18 protein-coding genes and 1 pseudogene are annotated in these 16886 nt (G+C 42.4%); 5 read left to right on the forward strand and 14 right to left on the reverse strand.

The features are described from left to right. Window positions 1-49: 49 nt before the first annotated feature. The 5 genes from HC643_RS24395 to HC643_RS24415 all read right to left on the reverse strand — a co-directional run bounded on the left by HC643_RS24395 (window position 50) and on the right by HC643_RS24415 (window position 3620). The gene (locus HC643_RS24395) at window positions 50-679 is read right to left on the reverse strand and encodes a Uma2 family endonuclease (RefSeq protein WP_038090880.1); all 630 of its coding nucleotides are present in this window, start codon (window positions 677-679) and stop codon (window positions 50-52) included. A 463-nt stretch (window positions 680-1142) separates the two neighbouring features. After that, complete coding sequence (locus HC643_RS24400; protein WP_153021548.1) at window positions 1143-1307, reverse strand: hypothetical protein; 165 nt, start codon at window positions 1305-1307, stop codon at window positions 1143-1145. A 109-nt stretch (window positions 1308-1416) separates the two neighbouring features. Beyond that, a complete protein-coding gene (locus HC643_RS24405) occupies window positions 1417-2166 on the reverse strand; it encodes a dienelactone hydrolase family protein (protein WP_038090882.1) in 750 nt (249 codons plus the stop codon). Between the two features lie 78 nt (window positions 2167-2244). Next, window positions 2245-3171 carry a helix-turn-helix domain-containing protein gene (locus tag HC643_RS24410; protein WP_050045207.1) on the reverse strand — a complete coding sequence of 309 codons (927 nt, stop codon included), beginning with the start codon at window positions 3169-3171 and terminating at the stop codon, window positions 2245-2247. 56 nt (window positions 3172-3227) lie between these two features. Beyond that, complete coding sequence (locus tag HC643_RS24415) at window positions 3228-3620, reverse strand: monooxygenase family protein (RefSeq protein ID WP_038076781.1); 393 nt, start codon at window positions 3618-3620, stop codon at window positions 3228-3230. A gap of 131 nt (window positions 3621-3751) precedes the next feature. Here HC643_RS24415 and HC643_RS24420 point away from each other — a divergent pair, with 131 nt between their 5' ends. Further along, window positions 3752-4300, forward strand: a complete 549-nt coding sequence (locus HC643_RS24420) for a PadR family transcriptional regulator (RefSeq protein WP_038076779.1) — start codon at window positions 3752-3754, stop codon at window positions 4298-4300. Between the two features lie 80 nt (window positions 4301-4380). On the opposite strand, the gene HC643_RS24425 is transcribed toward HC643_RS24420, so the two are convergent. From HC643_RS24425 to HC643_RS24435, 3 genes are all read right to left on the reverse strand, one after another. After that, window positions 4381-4689: a type II toxin-antitoxin system RelE/ParE family toxin gene (locus tag HC643_RS24425; protein ID WP_038076776.1), complete on the reverse strand. Its 309-nt coding sequence runs from the start codon at window positions 4687-4689 to the stop codon at window positions 4381-4383. Next, the gene (locus HC643_RS24430) at window positions 4686-4958 is read right to left on the reverse strand and encodes a ribbon-helix-helix domain-containing protein (RefSeq protein WP_038076774.1); all 273 of its coding nucleotides are present in this window, start codon (window positions 4956-4958) and stop codon (window positions 4686-4688) included. Before HC643_RS24430 ends, HC643_RS24425 begins: the two co-directional genes overlap by 4 nt. Before the next feature lie 168 nt (window positions 4959-5126). Next, window positions 5127-5402, reverse strand: coding sequence for a UBP-type zinc finger domain-containing protein (locus HC643_RS24435; RefSeq protein ID WP_072040702.1), 276 nt, complete (start codon window positions 5400-5402; stop codon window positions 5127-5129). A 546-nt stretch (window positions 5403-5948) separates the two neighbouring features. On the opposite strand from HC643_RS24435, the gene HC643_RS24440 reads away from it, so the two are divergent. From HC643_RS24440 to HC643_RS24450, 3 genes are all read left to right on the forward strand, one after another. Next, entirely contained in the window at window positions 5949-8072 is a 2124-nt protein-coding gene (locus HC643_RS24440) for a caspase family protein (RefSeq protein WP_038076772.1), read from the forward strand. A gap of 150 nt (window positions 8073-8222) precedes the next feature. After that, window positions 8223-9821 carry a WD40 domain-containing protein gene (locus HC643_RS24445; RefSeq protein WP_050045206.1) on the forward strand — a complete coding sequence of 533 codons (1599 nt, stop codon included), beginning with the start codon at window positions 8223-8225 and terminating at the stop codon, window positions 9819-9821. 49 nt (window positions 9822-9870) lie between these two features. Beyond that, entirely contained in the window at window positions 9871-11499 is a 1629-nt protein-coding gene (locus HC643_RS24450) for a caspase family protein (protein ID WP_038076770.1), read from the forward strand. A gap of 54 nt (window positions 11500-11553) precedes the next feature. Here HC643_RS24450 and HC643_RS24455 read toward each other — a convergent pair. The 4 genes and pseudogenes from HC643_RS24455 to pyk form a co-directional block, all read right to left on the reverse strand. Continuing rightward, window positions 11554-11766 (reverse strand): annotated as a pseudogene (locus HC643_RS24455) (Uma2 family endonuclease); the annotation flags it as partial. Between the two features lie 68 nt (window positions 11767-11834). Then, the gene (locus HC643_RS24460; RefSeq protein ID WP_038076768.1) at window positions 11835-12101 is read right to left on the reverse strand and encodes a type II toxin-antitoxin system RelE family toxin; all 267 of its coding nucleotides are present in this window, start codon (window positions 12099-12101) and stop codon (window positions 11835-11837) included. Continuing rightward, on the reverse strand, window positions 12098-12337 hold the full coding sequence (locus tag HC643_RS24465; RefSeq protein ID WP_017743485.1) for a hypothetical protein: 240 nt from the start codon (window positions 12335-12337) through the stop codon (window positions 12098-12100). The genes HC643_RS24460 and HC643_RS24465 overlap by 4 nt, the downstream gene beginning before the upstream one ends. Window positions 12338-12480: 143 nt before the next feature. Next, window positions 12481-14250, reverse strand: coding sequence for a pyruvate kinase (gene pyk / locus HC643_RS24470; RefSeq protein WP_038076788.1), 1770 nt, complete (start codon window positions 14248-14250; stop codon window positions 12481-12483). A gap of 251 nt (window positions 14251-14501) precedes the next feature. Here pyk and crtR point away from each other — a divergent pair, with 251 nt between their 5' ends. Next, window positions 14502-15389 (forward strand): beta-carotene hydroxylase, encoded by an 888-nt coding sequence (crtR, locus tag HC643_RS24475; RefSeq protein ID WP_038076786.1) that lies wholly within the window; start codon window positions 14502-14504, stop codon window positions 15387-15389. Between the two features lie 105 nt (window positions 15390-15494). Here the strand turns inward: crtR and aroH are convergent, their stop codons facing one another. Then, entirely contained in the window at window positions 15495-15881 is a 387-nt protein-coding gene (gene aroH, locus HC643_RS24480) for a chorismate mutase (RefSeq protein WP_038076765.1), read from the reverse strand. A gap of 96 nt (window positions 15882-15977) precedes the next feature. Continuing rightward, the gene (gene sppA, locus HC643_RS24485; protein WP_038076763.1) at window positions 15978-16799 is read right to left on the reverse strand and encodes a signal peptide peptidase SppA; all 822 of its coding nucleotides are present in this window, start codon (window positions 16797-16799) and stop codon (window positions 15978-15980) included. Window positions 16800-16886: the final 87 nt, after the last annotated feature.

Raw genomic sequence — 16886 nt, forward strand, 5'->3', positions numbered from 1 at the left:
TCTCCCTTGTCTCCCTTGTCTCCCGTTAACTAATTAACCGAACTTGATGTTATGCAACCGAATCAAAAACCTGTTTTGCAGTCAGCTTTAACTGCGATAAGGTAGGGGACACTATCAAATCATTGCCCCGAAATGCAGTCATTTGGTATTCTCCATCAACAAGTTCGCACACGAAAATTGTAGGCTGCTTGGGATTGCCGATAAATTTGCGTCCACCCAACCCAGCATAGTCCACAATCCAGTATTCAGGAATGCCCATTTCTTCATAATCCCCGAATTTATCGTAGTAATCATCACGCCAGTTGGTGCTAACAACTTCGACGACTAAGGGAACGGATGTGGGTAACGATAGAGTTGATTGGTTCTCCCAGTTTGGTTCATTCACAACATTCTCGTAGTTTTGCACCAAAATATCGGAGCAATAGGCGGAGTCATTACCGGGTGTTTTTACAAACACGGTTTTGGGGATGCGGTAGGGTAGCCCCATCTGTAAAAGTTGAAACGCTATTTGTATTGTTAAAAACCCGACAACGCCTTCATGTTTGCCTGTTGGTGGGGGCATTTCGATTATCACTCCTTTATGCAATTCGTACCGTACTACTGAGTTGTCTGGATACCATTCGATAAACTCATCAACAGTGTAGATTTTTGGTTCAGTTTGTGTTTGAGTTGGGGTCATAAGTTATCACCTCCACATATATTTGAATTTAACAGTTCTCTTCCTCAAGAGATAGTCTTAGGCTTTATACCAATTTTCTATGAAGATGCATACAATTAGCCTGCGTATAGCCCTTACGGGCATAGCCTGCGGCATCGCGTAGCGTGCGCTTTGCGCTTAGGCAGGCTTTGTTTGTATAGCCGAGGCAGCGCGTTGCGGAGAGAAGTTGCGGCTTGGGGGTTTCCACGTCAGATGCTTCACTTGGGCAAAGCCCAAGACCGCACTGACTCCCCAATAGCAAACTTCGGAGGGTTCCCCCCGTTGTAGCGCCTGCCGTCCACATTTCCAATGTGAGGGCAATAATGTGCAATTTCACATAGAATTGGTATTAGATCGCTTGAACAACGAAAACAGACAGAATTTGCAGTTTGGTAATGAGTAAGTTTTCAGCAACAACTTTTTTGTGCGACTTATACTGAGTCGTTTATTGCCCTTTGTATTTAATCCTCCAGCATTCTTTCTCATTCAGAATCATCAACTTTCCTACAAACAAATCTGGCTTTGGAGTAAACGCACTACCATAACCCTGTATGCGATCGCTCTGATACTCCTTTGTGGGTTGTTGGCTTTTGGATTGAACGCTATCCAAACATAATGATTAAAAAATACGTGATTAAAAAACTACTCCAGGCGCAGGGGGCGCAGAGGAAAAGATAAACAGAAATAATTCCGATACAAACGGATTTGACATACAATTTTTAGCTTTCTCTGTGCAAATGTCGCTTGAAGAATTGTGTCAGTTGTTGCCAAGCATCTTCCGCCGCCAAGCGGTTGTAGTCGGAGCGTTCGTGACAGAAAAAACCATGACCTGCATTGGGGTAAACTTTCAACGTGTAGTCTTTCCCAAGTTCTTGGAACCGCGACTCAATTTGCCGAATGCGATCGCACGGAATGAACGGATCGACTCCTCCGAAGAACAAGTGGACGGGTACAGTAATATCTTTGACTGCATCAATCCACTCATCTAGCACCATGCCATAAAAAGGGGCGGCGGCTGCTATTTCGGCTGAGAACTTGCAAGCGGTAAGAAAGCTTAATCCTCCACCCAAGCAGAATCCAGTCACCCCAATGCGTTCGCATGGCAGCGCCGCCTCCCCCGGCTTATCGCGATACACATCTTTTTGCGACTTCAAAAAAGCCAACGCCGCTCGAATATCTGCTTCCACAGATTTAAGATCGAGGCGATACATCATTGCCATCGCTGATTCTACCTCATCATATCCAAACTTATTGTTAGGTAACTCGCGATAGTACAAATCGGGAACGAGTACCACATATCCTTCCCTCGCAATTCGGATTGCTACATCTCGAATGTGGGACGTTAAGCCAAAAGCCTCCATCAGCAGAAGAACAGCAGGCTTGTGGTTGGGCTCGGTTGGTGTCAGCAGGAAGGCAGGCATTTGTCCATCCGGTGCAGAGATCGAAACCTCAGTTTGTTCAATTTTCATCTTTTTTCCCCAGTAGAACCTACTGTTAATAGCTTAAAAAGCTTTCATGGCAGGACTCTAGAAAAAAGTTGCGGAGTTTTAGTAAGTTTTTGCGCGATTTCTATCCTTCATGCTTTTTTTAGGAGTTATTCCTACTGTGCGTTTGAAGCATTTCGTCAAGTGGCTTTGATCGGAGAAACCAGTTTGCACGGCAATATTTGCAATACTCAAATCGCTATGCTGCAGCAGATGTTTTGCCTTTTCAATTCGACTTTGTAGAATGTACTGATGTGGAGTTATACCCATCCTTTGTTTGAACAAACGGAGAAAATGATAGGGGCTGATTTGCGCGATCGCACTCAACTCTACTAGTTTCAAGTTCCGATCCAGATGCTCGTGAATATACTCCGTCACTTGTTGGAGCGTTAATTGAGATAATCCATTTGAATAACCAGATACCTTGGGTTGTGTGGTGCAATAGTTTCGTAAGAGGTGAAGCGCTAATGTGGTTTTAAGGCTATCAACTAGCAAATCCCCACCGATTTTGCCAACCTCTACTTCATCTCTCAAAGTTGAGAAAATCCCCTGTAGCAGCGCATCCGACCGATCCATAAACTGAGGAATGAGTTCAATGCGATCGCTATTCACAATATCTTGACCGACCTGTTGGAGAAGTGCAGGCTCAACTGCCAAAATTGCGAACTCAACTGAACCGTCCCAGTTACAGCTATGGGGAATACCTGCAGGAAGAATTGCAATATCTCCTTGATGTCGCGTTTCGCGGTACAACTTGCCATCCAACCACCGTTCTCCTTTTGAGGATGCGGGAAAACAAGAGGACACTGGAGAATGGGCAATGACGTGCATCGTATGTTGGTGCTCTGCAATTTCAAATTTTGGCTGTTGGTAAACTTCCAAATGCAGTTGGCTCCAGCCACAGCTTGAGAGGATGGATGGTTTGGGTAATAGCGAGTTTGCTGCATTGACTTTGCGGTAATCAATGACCGCTACTTGTTGTGCTGACATCCCATACCTCTGTGTGTTGGCATAGCCTTTCCATGAAAAATCGTTTGAACTCTTTTCTATTGTGTCAAACTCGGGTACACCATTGCCATACCTTGCGGTTCGTGGCTATATTTGCCGCTCTGCAACGGTCGATATGTCTCGTTGTACAAACACAGGCTGTTAGGATTCTTCATCACAAATTGCATCATCCGCCGATGTGCTTCACCTCGGAAAAATTGTTTCAAGTCATGTTCCGAACGCCAGTAACTGACCATAACGAGTTCGTTGGGTCCACAAATTCCTGCTTTGACTTGTACGCAACCTTCTGCTGTGGCAGTTGCGTTCTGAATCCAAAATGCATTTTTCCACATCCAGAAAAATCCTGTGCGATTGCGTGTCAAAAAGCCGTTAACAAAGACAACTGCCTCTGGATGCTCTGGCAAATTAATTTGGTAAATGGAATAGTTCATTATGCTTGACCTCTTCTGAGTGCTTGGTAGTGTTGCTTGGGATAAGATATATTCAACAAAAATATTATTCACTAAATTAAATACACAATTTATGTTATATTCAATTTAGTGAATATGTCAACTCAAAGTTTATGTCTCTTAGCTATGCCATTCTGTCAGTCCTAGTCAGTGCTTCGAGCAGTGGCTACGATCTAGCAAAGCGGTTCAATCCTTCAGTAGAAGGGTCAGTTGGTTTTTTTTGGAACGCTAGTTTTCAACAAATTTACCGAGAACTGAACCGTCTAGAAGAAAAAGAGTGGGTGCAAGCGGAATCAGTGCAGCAGGAGAATCGACCTGACAAACGCATTTATACAGTGACGGCATTGGGGAAACAGCAGTTGTGTCAGTGGATTGCCGAGCCAGAAGAGATGGCAGCGATCAAAGATGAATTACTCGTGAAACTCTATGCAGGACATCTCGTGTCTAACAAGACGATAGTGGCAAAGTTAGAAGCCCATCGACAGCAACATCAACAACGATTAGCAATTTATCAAGAAATTAAGAATCAGTACTTTAAAGATCCTCAAACGTTGTCCAATACTCTAAAGTTTGAGTACATGACCTTGCTACGGGGAATTCACCACGAAATGGGCTGGCTGGCTTGGTGTAATGAAATCGTGGTGTTATTAAAATCAGGATAAAGGCAAATGCGAAGTCAGTAACTTTGGAAGAGCTTGAAGTGGAATTAAGCAAGCAAATAAATTCTCAACAATAGTCAGTATTAAGAATCAGAATCATTGAATAGATCTGATAAATTTCGATAACCACTGATGACACGAAAAATCTCTACATCTTGCCCTATAGACATATAAAGAATGAGGTAGTTATCTACTGGGAGGCTGCGGATACCAGGTAAAATTTCATCACGTTGCCGTCCAAGGTTAGGGAACTTAGCAATTTTAGTAAACTTAGCATTAAGCTTACTCAAAAAAAGCTCTGATTGAGCTAAGCCAGATTGTTTAGCAATATAATCCGCAATTTCCTCGATATCTTTAATAGCAGGTTCGGTGAGGCGAAATTGTTGAGTCATGCTTCGTCTGAGACACCGTAGCGCGATCGCAAATTAGAAAGGATTTGAGCCATTGCAGTTGGACCATCAACAACTTCGCCCCTTTGAGATGCTAACAACCCAATGCTTGCTTCTTCTTGAAGCTCTTGCAATCGCCCTTGATAAATATCTTCTTGTTGTTCTAGGAGTTTTACACCTGCAAAAATAACTTCAATTGCGTTTTGATACTTCCCGCTTGTGAGTTGACGTTTTACTAGTGCTTCGACTTCAGGTGGCAGAGAAATGTGCATAGATTTTTTTTAAAGTAGCAGTAATCATAATTGTAAGCTATGCACTCCAATCATAGCCTAAAAGACCAATCCTGATGTTGCTGTAGATGCTTCGCCTTTTCATTCGACTCTGTAGAATATATTGGTATGGCGTTATACCCATTTTTTGCCTTCTAGTTGGACTTTATTTTAATAATTCTTCTGTTGCTCATCCGCAAAACACCACAGCCATTGCTCTCCTAATTCTGCTGAACTAATCACCATATGTCCGGTTTCTTCGTAGTGACGGCGGGAATGTTGATGTTCGGACGAGTCACAGCACAGCATCTTGCCACAAGTCTGACAAATGCGAAGATGTACCCAGCGACCATTAATCCGAATGCATTCTTCACAACGAAATACTGGGTAGTTTGCTTTAAGGATAAGATTTTCTAGAGTCAGTTCATTCAGGTGTTGACAAGACATAAAGTTTCTCGATATGAGTTGGGAGACTCGTTAAATGTTTCTTCCAATTACTAGAGTTTAACCTAACAGTGCGATCGCGAACAATCAAGAGCTAGGAAACTCATGCAACTGATTTAGAAACTCAGCAATTTTCTTTAGATTTTCTTAATTTCTTATTTTTTTGAAAATCCGGAATACTACTTTAATAACGTGTATCATTTTACAACCACTCAAATGTATCAATAATTACCTAAATAAAAATGCTGAAAAGGTTCACACGACTGAACGACAATAAATCTTCAAAAACCTTAGCCTATTGCTTTTCAACCGCTTTGGTCAAAAAAATTTGAAATCCTACTTTTCCCGTTAGTCCATGGAGGCGGACTTTTTTTGTACAGATGCGACTTCCAATCACCTCATTTATTCTTGACTCTAGAAGAATGAAAGAGTGCGATCGCGAAAGTCAATCCTCTCATTTATGTGATAGAAGCTACACGATAAGCGGGCTGATAGCAAGAAATCATTAGGTTAATCGATTATTCACTTTAGAGGAAAGCAAAAAGAAAAATGGCTGACCCAATTAATCAAACAATGAATATTTACGCATTATTAATTGGCATCGACTACTATCTACCTAATACGTTGTACAAGAGTCTGAAAGGATGCGTGCGTGACATAAATCTTGTAGCAGACTATCTCATAAAAACTTTGCAAATTCCTTCTGAAAGGATGTTTAAGCTCACTTCTCCAAATCCTGGAACCTCTGATAATACCGAAATCCTGGACTTAACACCAACCTATGAAAATATTGTTGCAAAGTTTCGTACCGTCACAGAAATAGCGCAACCAGGAGAGCAAGTATACATTCACTACTCCGGACATGGAGGACGTGCAAAAACCATTTATGAAAAACTGAAAGGGGCTGACCAATATGATGAATGTATTGTGCCAATGGATATTGGCAATGGAGGTCGCTACTTACTGGATATCGAATTAACAACTCTCTTGAAGCGAATGACGGATAAAGGGTTGGTTGTCACAATTATTATGGATAGCTGCCACTCTGGAGGAGTAACCCGAGGTGATGCTGCTATCCGAGGCGGAGAAGAAACTGACAAAACACCGCCTAACCATAAAAGCTTGGTTGCCGAAGATGAAGAGTTGATCGCAAATTGGAAAGCTCTAAATGGAGGAATAGATGGTGACACAGCATGGGTTCCTCCAGCAAATAATTACCTTCTCTTGGCAGCCTGCCGTCCTAATGAGTATGCATACGAGTATGCATTTGATGGTAAGGAGCGACATGGAGCGCTAACTTACTGGATCGTTCAAACTCTGGCAACTAGTTCCACAACAGGATTGAGTTTCAGGGCGTTGTACGATCGCGTTTGCGCTCAAATTCAGAGTAAGTTTCCTCAACAATTACCCATGTTGGTTGGTGATGGCACTCGCATAGTCTTTGGAAATGAGAACTTACCGCATCACTACACGCTAGCAGTTACTAGTGTAAACTCTAACCAAAAACAAGTTACCTTGAATGCTGGGTTAGCTCATGGACTCAGTGATGGCACAAGATTTGCCATTTACCTACTGAATACAACAGATTTTTCCAAGCGGCAACAACAACTAGCAATTGTTGAACTCGAAGACGTTCAAGCCAATAAAGCGGTTGCTAGAGTTTTAGAACCTCAAGAGGGGGGTATTGCGGTTACAGAAAAAATCGAACTAGGTGCTCCTGCTGTTATGGTATCTGCACCCGTCGATCTCGTGCGTCGAGTTCGCTTGTTTGACACGAAAGAAGTAGGAGATAAAGAAAATCAATTACCATCCGAGTTAGCTGGAAAACAAAAAGAAGCTTTAGAGCCAGTTCGGCAAGCTTTGGCTGGCAATGGTTGGGTGGTTGAAGTAGAACCTGGTGACAAGCAAGAGGCTCACTATCAAGTTGCGGTTGGTAGAGATGGCGAGTATGAAATTTGTATTGGCACGCCTCTTAAAAACTTAGGTTTACCACTGCAAATTGATGCTCCAAATGCAGCGACTGGGATAGTCAATCGCTTGGTTCATTTAGCAAAATATCAAGCAGTTCAGGCACTTGATAATCCAGCTTCTGAACTTGCTGATTATCTTGAATTTGAATTAGTAGACCAGAGAAAGCAATCGTTTTCTGAAACTAACAATTTAGTTTTAACACCAGGGGAATCAGTGTTTTTACGAGTCAAGAATACCTATTCTCAACCTCTCAGTATTGCTGTTCTCGATTTAGAACCCACTTGGGCTATTTCTCAAATTCCCATTGAGGGAATTTCTAGTATTTTCTTTTCTATTGAAAAGGACCAACAAGTACATATAAGAATGAGTCCTGCTTTGCCAAGAGGATACAAACAAGCTGAAGAAACACTCAAACTGTTTGCAACTCGCGGTCTTGCTAACTTCCAATGGCTAACTTTGAATGCTCTAGATAAGGATTTTGGTCAAAGAGGAAATCTTGATGGACACCTTGAGGAGGAAGCAGAAAAACTTACAGAAAGGGGAGAAGCTCATCATATCAATCCTCTCAACAAACTCTTGGCTACTATTGGTGCTGATGTTGACACTCCACCACCGCCTGAGTTAACTCGTGCAATGGTTTACGAACCCGATCCCAATGCTGAATGGGCAACCAAACAGGTAAAGTTTACTATTAAGCAATAGTTTCTAAATAGGGCTATCAAAGAGAATTGCACGAGAATTAAAAATAACAAATTCCTTTCTTGATTTTGACAGCCCCTCTACTATGAAAACTCGATTTATTGTTCAGTTAGCTAATGACAAAATCTGAACTTTTTGTAAAGGAGTTAAGGCTTGAAGACAATACTAATTTTAGCATCCAATCCCAAAGGAACTTCAGCCCTCGATTTAGACCGTGAAATTCGCGACATTCGAGAAGGTTTGAGGCGATCGCAAAATCGCGATGAATTTCGCATCGAAGTACGAGGAGCAGTACGCCCTATCGATCTGAGACGCGCCTTGTTAGATGTTGAACCGCAAATTATTCATTTCTGCGGACATGGAACTGGCAATGATGGTTTGGTTTTAGAAGGTGACGATGGCGAAGAACGTCTTGTTAGTGGTGAAACGCTATCTGGATTGTTTAAACTTTTTGCCAATAAAGTGGAATGTGTTTTACTGAATGCCTGTTACTCGGAAGAGCAAGCAACGGCAATTGTTCAACACATTAACTATGTCATTGGTATGAATCGCGAGATTCTGGACGAAGCCGCCATCGCATTTGCTGTGGGTTTCTATGATGGCATTGGTGCTGGTAAGTCTATTGAAATGGCATATGAACTAGGCTGCAATGCAATCGATCTAGAATTGTCAGCGCCATCATCTCAGCATCGGAAGATGATTGTTCTTTCTTCTCCAGAAGAGACACAGAAAACTCTATCTTCAACGCATTCAATTCCGGTGTTGAAGAAGAAAAGCGAACCTAACACTATCAGTGTACCAACTACTACTGCGCTCGGAACATCCAACAGCGAATCTCTTATTGGTCATGCGGATTGGATTCGTTCCCTCGCATTTAGTCCTGATGGTAAAAGGCTTTTAAGCAGCAGCAACGATAAAACAGTGAGACTGTGGGATGTGCAATCGGGTCAACTCTTACATCTGCTAACAGGACATCGCGATCGCATCAAATGTGTTGGTATCAGCCCTGACGGACAAATTCTGCTCAGTAGCAGTACTGATGCGATCGTTAAGGCATGGGATTACAGTCAACTGTCAGATAAAAAAACAGGAGATTGTCGCTACACAATAAAAGCTTCTTCTAAAACACTAACTTTAGTTCAGGCATTACCCGTTAATCCAAATCCCCAACGCTCGTGCTTTGCTACGGGTGCAGAACATGGGAAAATTTCTCTCTGGGATTTAAAGACGGGAAAATGGTTGCGTAGTATTCAAGCTCACCAAAGTGCAGTTCTCACACTTGCTTTCAGTTCTGATGGACGAATGCTAGCTAGTGGCGGTCAAAATTCCACTGTTAAACTTTGGGATTTAGACAAAGGTACTGAACAACCAGCCTACATTATTCCTTACGCTCATTTAAGCGAAGTTTTGTCATTGGCAATTAGCTCGCAAACTCAAACCCTAATTAGTAGCGGTGCAGATCGAACAATCAAGCTTTGGGATTTAGCAACAGGTGAAAAGAAAGCTCCTCATATTTTGACAGGTCATGCAGGTCGCGTTTGGTGTGTTGCCATCAGTCCAGATGGAACAAAAATTGCCAGTGCTAGTGCGGATTACACTGTGAAACTCTGGGATTTGGCAACAGGGAAGTTATTGCAAACCTTTACAGGACATTTAGGAGAGGTGCGTGCAGTTGCCTTTAGCCCTGATGGCAATTTAATTGCTAGTGGCGGTGATGACATGGAAATTAAGCTCTGGCAGCTTCAAGTATGAGAATTATTTTATACAAAACAAATTGCAATTAAGAAATAACGTGAGGATTATGACGGAGCAAATTCAAGAAATAGAAAGACTCGAGCGTAAGATGACTGTGTTAGATGTCGAAGTTGAATTTGAACCTGTCAAGCAGGGGCGCTCGCTCGTCGTGGTTATTGGTATTGACGAGTATGTCCACTGGCAAAAACTTAAGAATGCTGTTCGGGATGCAATCGGTCTTCAACAGGCGCTCATCGACAAGTTGGGATTTTCAGCACCGATAGCTCCGCTGTTTAACGAAGCAGCGACTAAAACAGCGATCGCATCTCTAATTGAGGATCGGCTTCGTGAAGAGTTACAAGAAGATGACAACTTGGTATTATTTTTTGCAGGGCACGGGCATACCCGTGTTGACAAAGTAGGTGGCAAAGTCGTTGGAGAAACAGGGTTCATCGTCCCAGTAGAAGCACAAGGACCAAAAGAAGTTTGGAGTGATTACATCAAAATCGATCCACTTCTTCAATCCATTAGCTGCCTTCCTGCAAGACATATCCTTGTGATTCTAGATTCCTGTCATAGTGGTTTTGCATTGGGTGAAGCAATGAAGATCTCCCGAGATGCAGTTCGCTATGAAAAAGACCTTAGCAGTCGAATCAGTCGCAAAGTAATTACTTCCGCCCGACGGGAGCAACGGGCATTAGATGGCGGACCAATTCCCGGTCACTCATTATTTACTGGTACATTAGTGGATGGGTTTAACTGGGGCAAAGCAGATTTAGATAACAATGGACTGATTACTTCTTCAGAATTGGGATTATTCATTCAACAAAAAGTTGGTCAAGCCTCTGAATCAAGACAAACACCAGACTTTGGAGCGTTTTATCTCGACGATCGAGGTGAGATGGTAATCTCATTACGGAATCAAAGCTTTGATGCACTAAAAGCCCGTGCGTTTTCTGCTCTTCAGTGTGGCGAAATTACAACTTTCAAGGAATTGACTCAACAGATTGTCACATTAAAATCGAGTAGTCCTGAAGCTCTTTATCTTGAGTATAGGCTCAAGCTCCTTGAAAGCAATATCAAAGAAGCTGCCACTGCTGCACAAAAACTTTTTTCTCTACATCCACCTACCGGGAGGATTCCTTTATCATCAAAAGACCTTGAAACAATTAATTCTTACTTAAATATTCCGAGTTGGGCATATAGCTTCACTATTTCAGAGACTGACTTTCCTGTTGAAATAGCGTTGCTTTCCGGTTTAGATAGTGACAATTTTGAGGTTGCTCAAGAACAAATGCTTGGTGAGCTAAGAGGATTTTACTTTAAAGATGGAAATTCTTTTCAATTTAGGATTAAAAATCTCACTGATTCGCAAATTTACATTTACTTGATTAGAGTTGACTCTGCAGGTCGTATTGAGTCTATACCTATCTGGCGTGATGATTATATTGACTGGCAAGGGTTAGAGCCTGGAATAACAGCGCTAAGCTATTTATTTGAAGTGACCAAAGATAAAGAATTTGGTGGAATACATGAATTCCGCTTTTTTTCCTCACCTCAAAGGATTAATCAGTTACTGCGAGCTCCATCTTCAGATTCTCGTGGAGGATTACAAGGTTTGCAGAATCTTCAAGATATCACCTTGAGTGATTTAAAAAAAATTAGAACAAAGGTTATTTACTATAGTGAAATTTAACATCAAGTTAACTATCGATAAAACTAAGTATGATTTTAATAAACTATTGGACTATAAGCTAAGCTGTTGACTCCAAAGCCTACCGTTTGCATTGGGTTGGAGTTGCTGATATTGTCCACGAAGCAACTCAAATCCTTGAAATTCTAAACTATCTGGGTCAAACCAGAAATATTCTGGAGTGCGAAAAATGTCTTAATATATTTGCTTTTTCAAACCTCGGTCTGTTGCAGCTGTTTTTGGTGAGAGAATCTCAATGATGACGTTGGGACACGGACTACCATAGATATTACTAGTTTGTAAATAGCGGCATCAATGTAGTTTTCTCCATGCAACTTTTAACCATCATCCTTATAAACTTCGCTCCGATGTTTTACTTTGACGACAGTTACCTTTAAAACGTCATCTTCTATTTCATAAACTATACGATAATCACCAATACGAATACGATATGAATTTTTTTGCCCTTTTAACTTTTTAACCCCGTCTGGACGCGGTTCTATTTTTAAATCATTGACTCTCGCTTGTATGCGTTCTTGTACGTCGAGGGGTAGTTTTCTCAACTGTTTTTTGGCACCCTTTGTAAATTTTACTTTGTAACTCACGCAACGTCCTTGTGTCTATCGTTTCTTATTTCTTCTTCTATTTCCTCCCAAGACACAGTACCATTAATGCGTATGTCTTCTCTAGCTTCTTCAATAGCTAATAAGTCTTCTTCATCCTCTATATCATCGATTCGTTTTAAAAGTGCGTAAATCTCATCTAATGTACTGTCATAAGCTTGATGTAGCAGTACATTAATCTCTTTAATTAATTGTTGTCTATCTTGTTCGGTTTTCATTGTTAAACTTATGCTCTTATTATTAATTTAATATATTATACTTTACTCGTCTGCGTACTCTGCGCCTCTGTAGTTAAATAAATGATTTTCAAACCGCAGAGGAACACAGAGCACAGAGACAATATAAGGAGTGACCTCTTAATTTACGGAGTGCCAACTGCGCCAGAGTAAACCAAACCGCGCTGTATATCCATCGTCAAAATGGCTCCATCGCGAATGACTTGTGTGGCATTCTTCACACCAACAATGACCGGCACCCCAAGACGCAACCCGATGACAGCTGCATGACTGGTGAGACTTTCATCTTCAGTAATAATTCCAGCCGATTTACGAATTGCATCAACAAAATCAGCACTGGTAGTAGGCGCAACCAAAATTTCTCCGTGATTGAAATTGCTTGCATCCATACCGGTGTGAGCAACTCTTGCGCGACCGCTGACAGAACCTTGTCCCAATCCAATTCCCTGACCGAGAACTGCTGTCACAACTTCAACTTTAATCAAATCTGTGGAACCGGAAACGCCTTGGAGAGTTCCTGCAGTCATAACGACCAAATCTCCTTCAGACAACAAGCCCCTTTCTTGAGCAACGTTCATGGCTGCTTGGAATGTCTGACCTGTAGAAGGAAGTTCTAACATCAACAACGGTTTAACCCCCCACACGAGCTGTAATTGCCGTGCCACATTCACGTGAGGTGTCACTGCTAAAATTGGTGTCTGGGGACGAAATTTGGAAACATTTCGCGCTGTTGCTCCTGTTTGTGTCAGAGTCATAATTGCTGCTGCACCTAGCTGTTCTGCAATTTGACCGACTGCTTGGCTGATAGCGTTGGGAATGGAACGCTTTGGATCTCTTAGCAGACTGGTGTTGGTGTTTTCTGCTTCTTCTTGTTCGATACGTTCGGCAATCCGCGCCATGGTAGCCACAGCTTCCACTGGAAACTTACCAACTGCGGTTTCATTCGAGAGCATCACCGCATCCGTACCATCTAAAATCGCATTAGCCACATCCGATACTTCAGCACGAGTTGGACGGGGGTTACTCACCATGCTGTCTAACATTTGAGTGGCGGTGATAATGGGAATACCCAAACGATTGGCAGTCGCAATCAATCGTTTTTGTAATATCGGTACATCCTCGGCTGGCAATTCTACGCCGAGATCGCCTCTTGCTACCATTACCCCATCGCACAACGCTAGAACGGCTTCCATTTGTTCGATCGCTTCGTGCTTTTCTATTTTGGCAATAACCGGTACTTGCTTACCCGTGCTGGAAATGAGCTCTTTAATCTCAATCATATCCTGAGGATTGCGGACAAAAGAAAGAGCGACCCAGTCAACGCCCTGATCGAGACCAAAAATCAAATCCTCTCGGTCTTTTTCCGTCATTGCTTTGATGGACAGGTAAACTCCCGGAAAGTTCACTCCTTTGTTATTGGAAAGTGTCCCGCCCACAGTCACGCGACAGTGCAAATCGCCTTTTTCGCGATTGATATCCTCTACGAGCATTTCCACTCGCCCGTCGTCTAGCAGAATTCTTGACCCTGTTGGTACTTCATCTGCCAAATAATCGTAGGTTACGCAACTTATATCCTGCATACCCACAACCGGGCGATTCGTTAGAATAAAGGGATCGCCTTTTGCCAAAACTATAGATCCATTTTCAAACTTTCCCAGACGAATCTTCGGTCCTTGTAAGTCTTGAAGGATGGCTACTGGTTTGTTAAGTTCAAATGCGGTTTGTCGGATGAGGCGGATATTTCGCTGATGGTCGGCGTGAGTTCCGTGGGAAAAGTTGAGTCGCAATGTGGTTGCACCAGCTTCAATAATGGCTTTTAGCATTTCCGGGCTGCTAGTAGCAGGTCCGATTGTGGCGACAATTTTTGTACGGCGAAGGGAATCTTTTAGTTGCATAGGAGCTGAACTAGTGGGAGCTACTCTGGGAATCATCCTAATGTTAGGATGCATCTCTTGTCTGTCGCTACAGAACCAATCGTGAACGACTCGCTTGAAATCATACCCTTATTCTGCTGCTAATATGTGGAATCGATGATAAATTTTGTAGACAAAATTTACTTTCTGCAATTTTGTCTGTCAAAACTTAACTTTCATTCATAGAAAAGTGGCATTATCTAGATAACCAATCGGCGAAAAAGGAGTTTATGATGCTGACGTCGGAGGCACCAAAGCCACTGACAGTCCCCCCAAAGGAGTTTCTAGCGCCTCCGGGTGATTTCAACCCGACGCTGCTCATGTTTTTGGTAGCGGTGGCAATACTAGTGTTATCTAACTTTGGCTACTGGGTTTGGGAATGGCAACACTGGGTGTGCTTTACTGCTAATACTCTTGCTTTACACATGGCAGGTACGGTAATTCACGATGCCTGTCACCAATCTGCTCATCGCAATCGAGTCGTTAATGCTATGTTGGGTCATGGCAGTGCTCTGATGCTTGCTTTTGCATTCCCCGTCTTCACAAGAGTCCATTTGCAGCATCACGCTCATGTTAACGACCCAGAAGACGATCCGGATCACTACGTCTCCACAGGCGGTCCTTTGTGGTTGATTGCAGTGCGATTTTTATACCATGAAGTATTTTTCTTTAAGCGACAATTGTGGCGCAAAAACGAACTACTTGAATGGTTTATCAGCAGGTTGATTGTCGGTTCAATCTTTTACATCTCGGTTCAGTACCACTTTTTAGGTTACATTCTCAATTTCTGGTTTATTCCTGCTTTTGTTGTAGGCATAGCACTGGGACTGTTTTTTGATTACTTACCCCACCGTCCTTTTACAGAACGCGATCGCTGGAAAAATGCTCGCGTTTACCCCAATCCCATTCTCAACATTTTGATTATGGGGCAGAACTACCATCTCATTCATCATTTGTGGCCTTCCATTCCCTGGTATAATTATCAGCCCACGTATAACTTGATGAAACCTCTCCTGGATGAAAAAGGCTGCTATCAATCAACAGGGTTGCTACAGAAAAAAGATTTTTTTGGATTTGTCTATGACATCTTTTTAGGCATTCGGTTTCATCACAGCAACTAGGTAGGCATTGGGCATTAGGCAATAGGGCACTGGGCGTTTGGCATTGGGCGTAAGTCATTTATTCCACCTTGTCTACCTTGTCCCCTAATCCCTAATCCCCAGTCCCTAATCCCTAATCCCGACTCCCTCCAAAACAGGCAAAGACCAGTCAGGGCGCAAACTTGCGGCGTGACGTAAATAAATGTGATGGATTGGGGCAGAAGCAGGAACGTGAACGTGAACTAAAAAACGGATGCAACGTTCCAAACTCCCCTCAACATGCATTTGCTGTACATCCAACATGGGTACAACATCCCAATAAGGACGCTTTCGTGCGATCGCAGCCGGAAAAGTTGCGTTTAAATCGCTTGTGACACTAAACGTTATGCTAATAATATCTGTTGGATGTAATTGATTCCGTTTTTCAAGTTCATCAAGTAGTTCCATTACCGCTTCTTGCATTGCTTCAACCGTATTTTCTGAGACGGTTGTTGCGCCGCGAATCGCCCGCATTCGCCACTCCACTTATTTTTCCTCCTTAATTATTCACCGATCGCTGTTTATTCATTGTCTCAGACAAACGACAAAGGACAAATGACGATTTTTTCTTTATGGTCTATATAACCATAAAGGCAATCCACTTGTGGACATTTCAAATTCAACCCAATCAATTCCAGCACTTAACCCTGGTGAAGCTTGGATACTTCCTTGTACGAGACGACTTAACAAAGGCTTGCGTTCTTCTAAGGTATAAACAGGAGTTTTTTCAGGATCGAGACTAACAAGTTCGCAAGCCCAACGGCGAGCATCTTCTTCTGTTCCCAATCGATCTATGACACCTAGCTCTAATGCTTGCTGTCCGGTAAAAATTCGACCATCTGCAAAACTTCTTACTGTTTCTACACCTAGGGAACGAGCATCAGCCACAGTTTGTACAAACTGCTGGTAACTCGTATCAATTAATTCTTGCAAAATGTTTTGTTCTGGTTCTGTCAGTTCTCTGTCAAAAGCCAAAATATCTTTGTAAGGTCCTGACTTAATTACCTTAAAAGAGACACCAATTTTTTGCAACAAGCGTTCCAAGTTGTTACCGCGCAATATCACACCAATGCTACCCGTAATCGTACCGGGATTTGCCATGATGTGTTCTGCTCCCATACCGATGTAAACTCCACCCGAAGCAGAAATGTTACCAAAACTAGCAACTATTTTCACTTTTGAGCGCAATCTTTTCAACGCACTGTAAATTTCTTGAGAATCTCCTACCGTACCGCCAGGACTGTCAATCCGTAGCAACAGTGCAGGAAATTTTCTTTCTTCGACTGTTTTCAACGCTTCCAAGACACGCTTGCGAGTAGCACTCGCAATTGCACCAGTAATTTCAATCCGAGCAATTTGTTTCTGGAATTTAGGTTTAAAAGGCCATACCATGAGCAGTTAAAAAACTCCTAACAGACTTAGACACGAGATGCAAAGCACGTATAATACCTGCTTTTCTATGTTAAGAAAAACAAGCAG

Source organism: Tolypothrix bouteillei VB521301 (assembly GCF_000760695.4).
In the GTDB taxonomy this organism is placed as follows: domain Bacteria; phylum Cyanobacteriota; class Cyanobacteriia; order Cyanobacteriales; family Nostocaceae; genus Scytonema; species Scytonema bouteillei_A.

Coding starts and splice junctions, on each gene's coding strand:
- HC643_RS24415 (WP_038076781.1), bottom strand. CDS start 3,620: ATGAACTATTCCATTTACCAAATTAATTTGCCAGAGCATCCAGAGGCA.
- HC643_RS24440 (WP_038076772.1), top strand. CDS start 5,949: ATGGCTGACCCAATTAATCAAACAATGAATATTTACGCATTATTAATT.
- HC643_RS24425 (WP_038076776.1), bottom strand. CDS start 4,689: ATGACTCAACAATTTCGCCTCACCGAACCTGCTATTAAAGATATCGAG.
- crtR (WP_038076786.1), top strand. CDS start 14,502: ATGCTGACGTCGGAGGCACCAAAGCCACTGACAGTCCCCCCAAAGGAG.
- aroH (WP_038076765.1), bottom strand. CDS start 15,881: ATGCGGGCGATTCGCGGCGCAACAACCGTCTCAGAAAATACGGTTGAA.
- HC643_RS24420 (WP_038076779.1), top strand. CDS start 3,752: ATGTCTCTTAGCTATGCCATTCTGTCAGTCCTAGTCAGTGCTTCGAGC.
- HC643_RS24405 (WP_038090882.1), bottom strand. CDS start 2,166: ATGAAAATTGAACAAACTGAGGTTTCGATCTCTGCACCGGATGGACAA.
- sppA (WP_038076763.1), bottom strand. CDS start 16,799: ATGGTATGGCCTTTTAAACCTAAATTCCAGAAACAAATTGCTCGGATT.
- HC643_RS24410 (WP_050045207.1), bottom strand. CDS start 3,171: ATGTCAGCACAACAAGTAGCGGTCATTGATTACCGCAAAGTCAATGCA.
- pyk (WP_038076788.1), bottom strand. CDS start 14,250: ATGCAACTAAAAGATTCCCTTCGCCGTACAAAAATTGTCGCCACAATC.
- HC643_RS24395 (WP_038090880.1), bottom strand. CDS start 679: ATGACCCCAACTCAAACACAAACTGAACCAAAAATCTACACTGTTGAT.
- HC643_RS24450 (WP_038076770.1), top strand. CDS start 9,871: ATGACGGAGCAAATTCAAGAAATAGAAAGACTCGAGCGTAAGATGACT.
- HC643_RS24465 (WP_017743485.1), bottom strand. CDS start 12,337: ATGAAAACCGAACAAGATAGACAACAATTAATTAAAGAGATTAATGTA.
- HC643_RS24430 (WP_038076774.1), bottom strand. CDS start 4,958: ATGCACATTTCTCTGCCACCTGAAGTCGAAGCACTAGTAAAACGTCAA.
- HC643_RS24435 (WP_072040702.1), bottom strand. CDS start 5,402: ATGTCTTGTCAACACCTGAATGAACTGACTCTAGAAAATCTTATCCTT.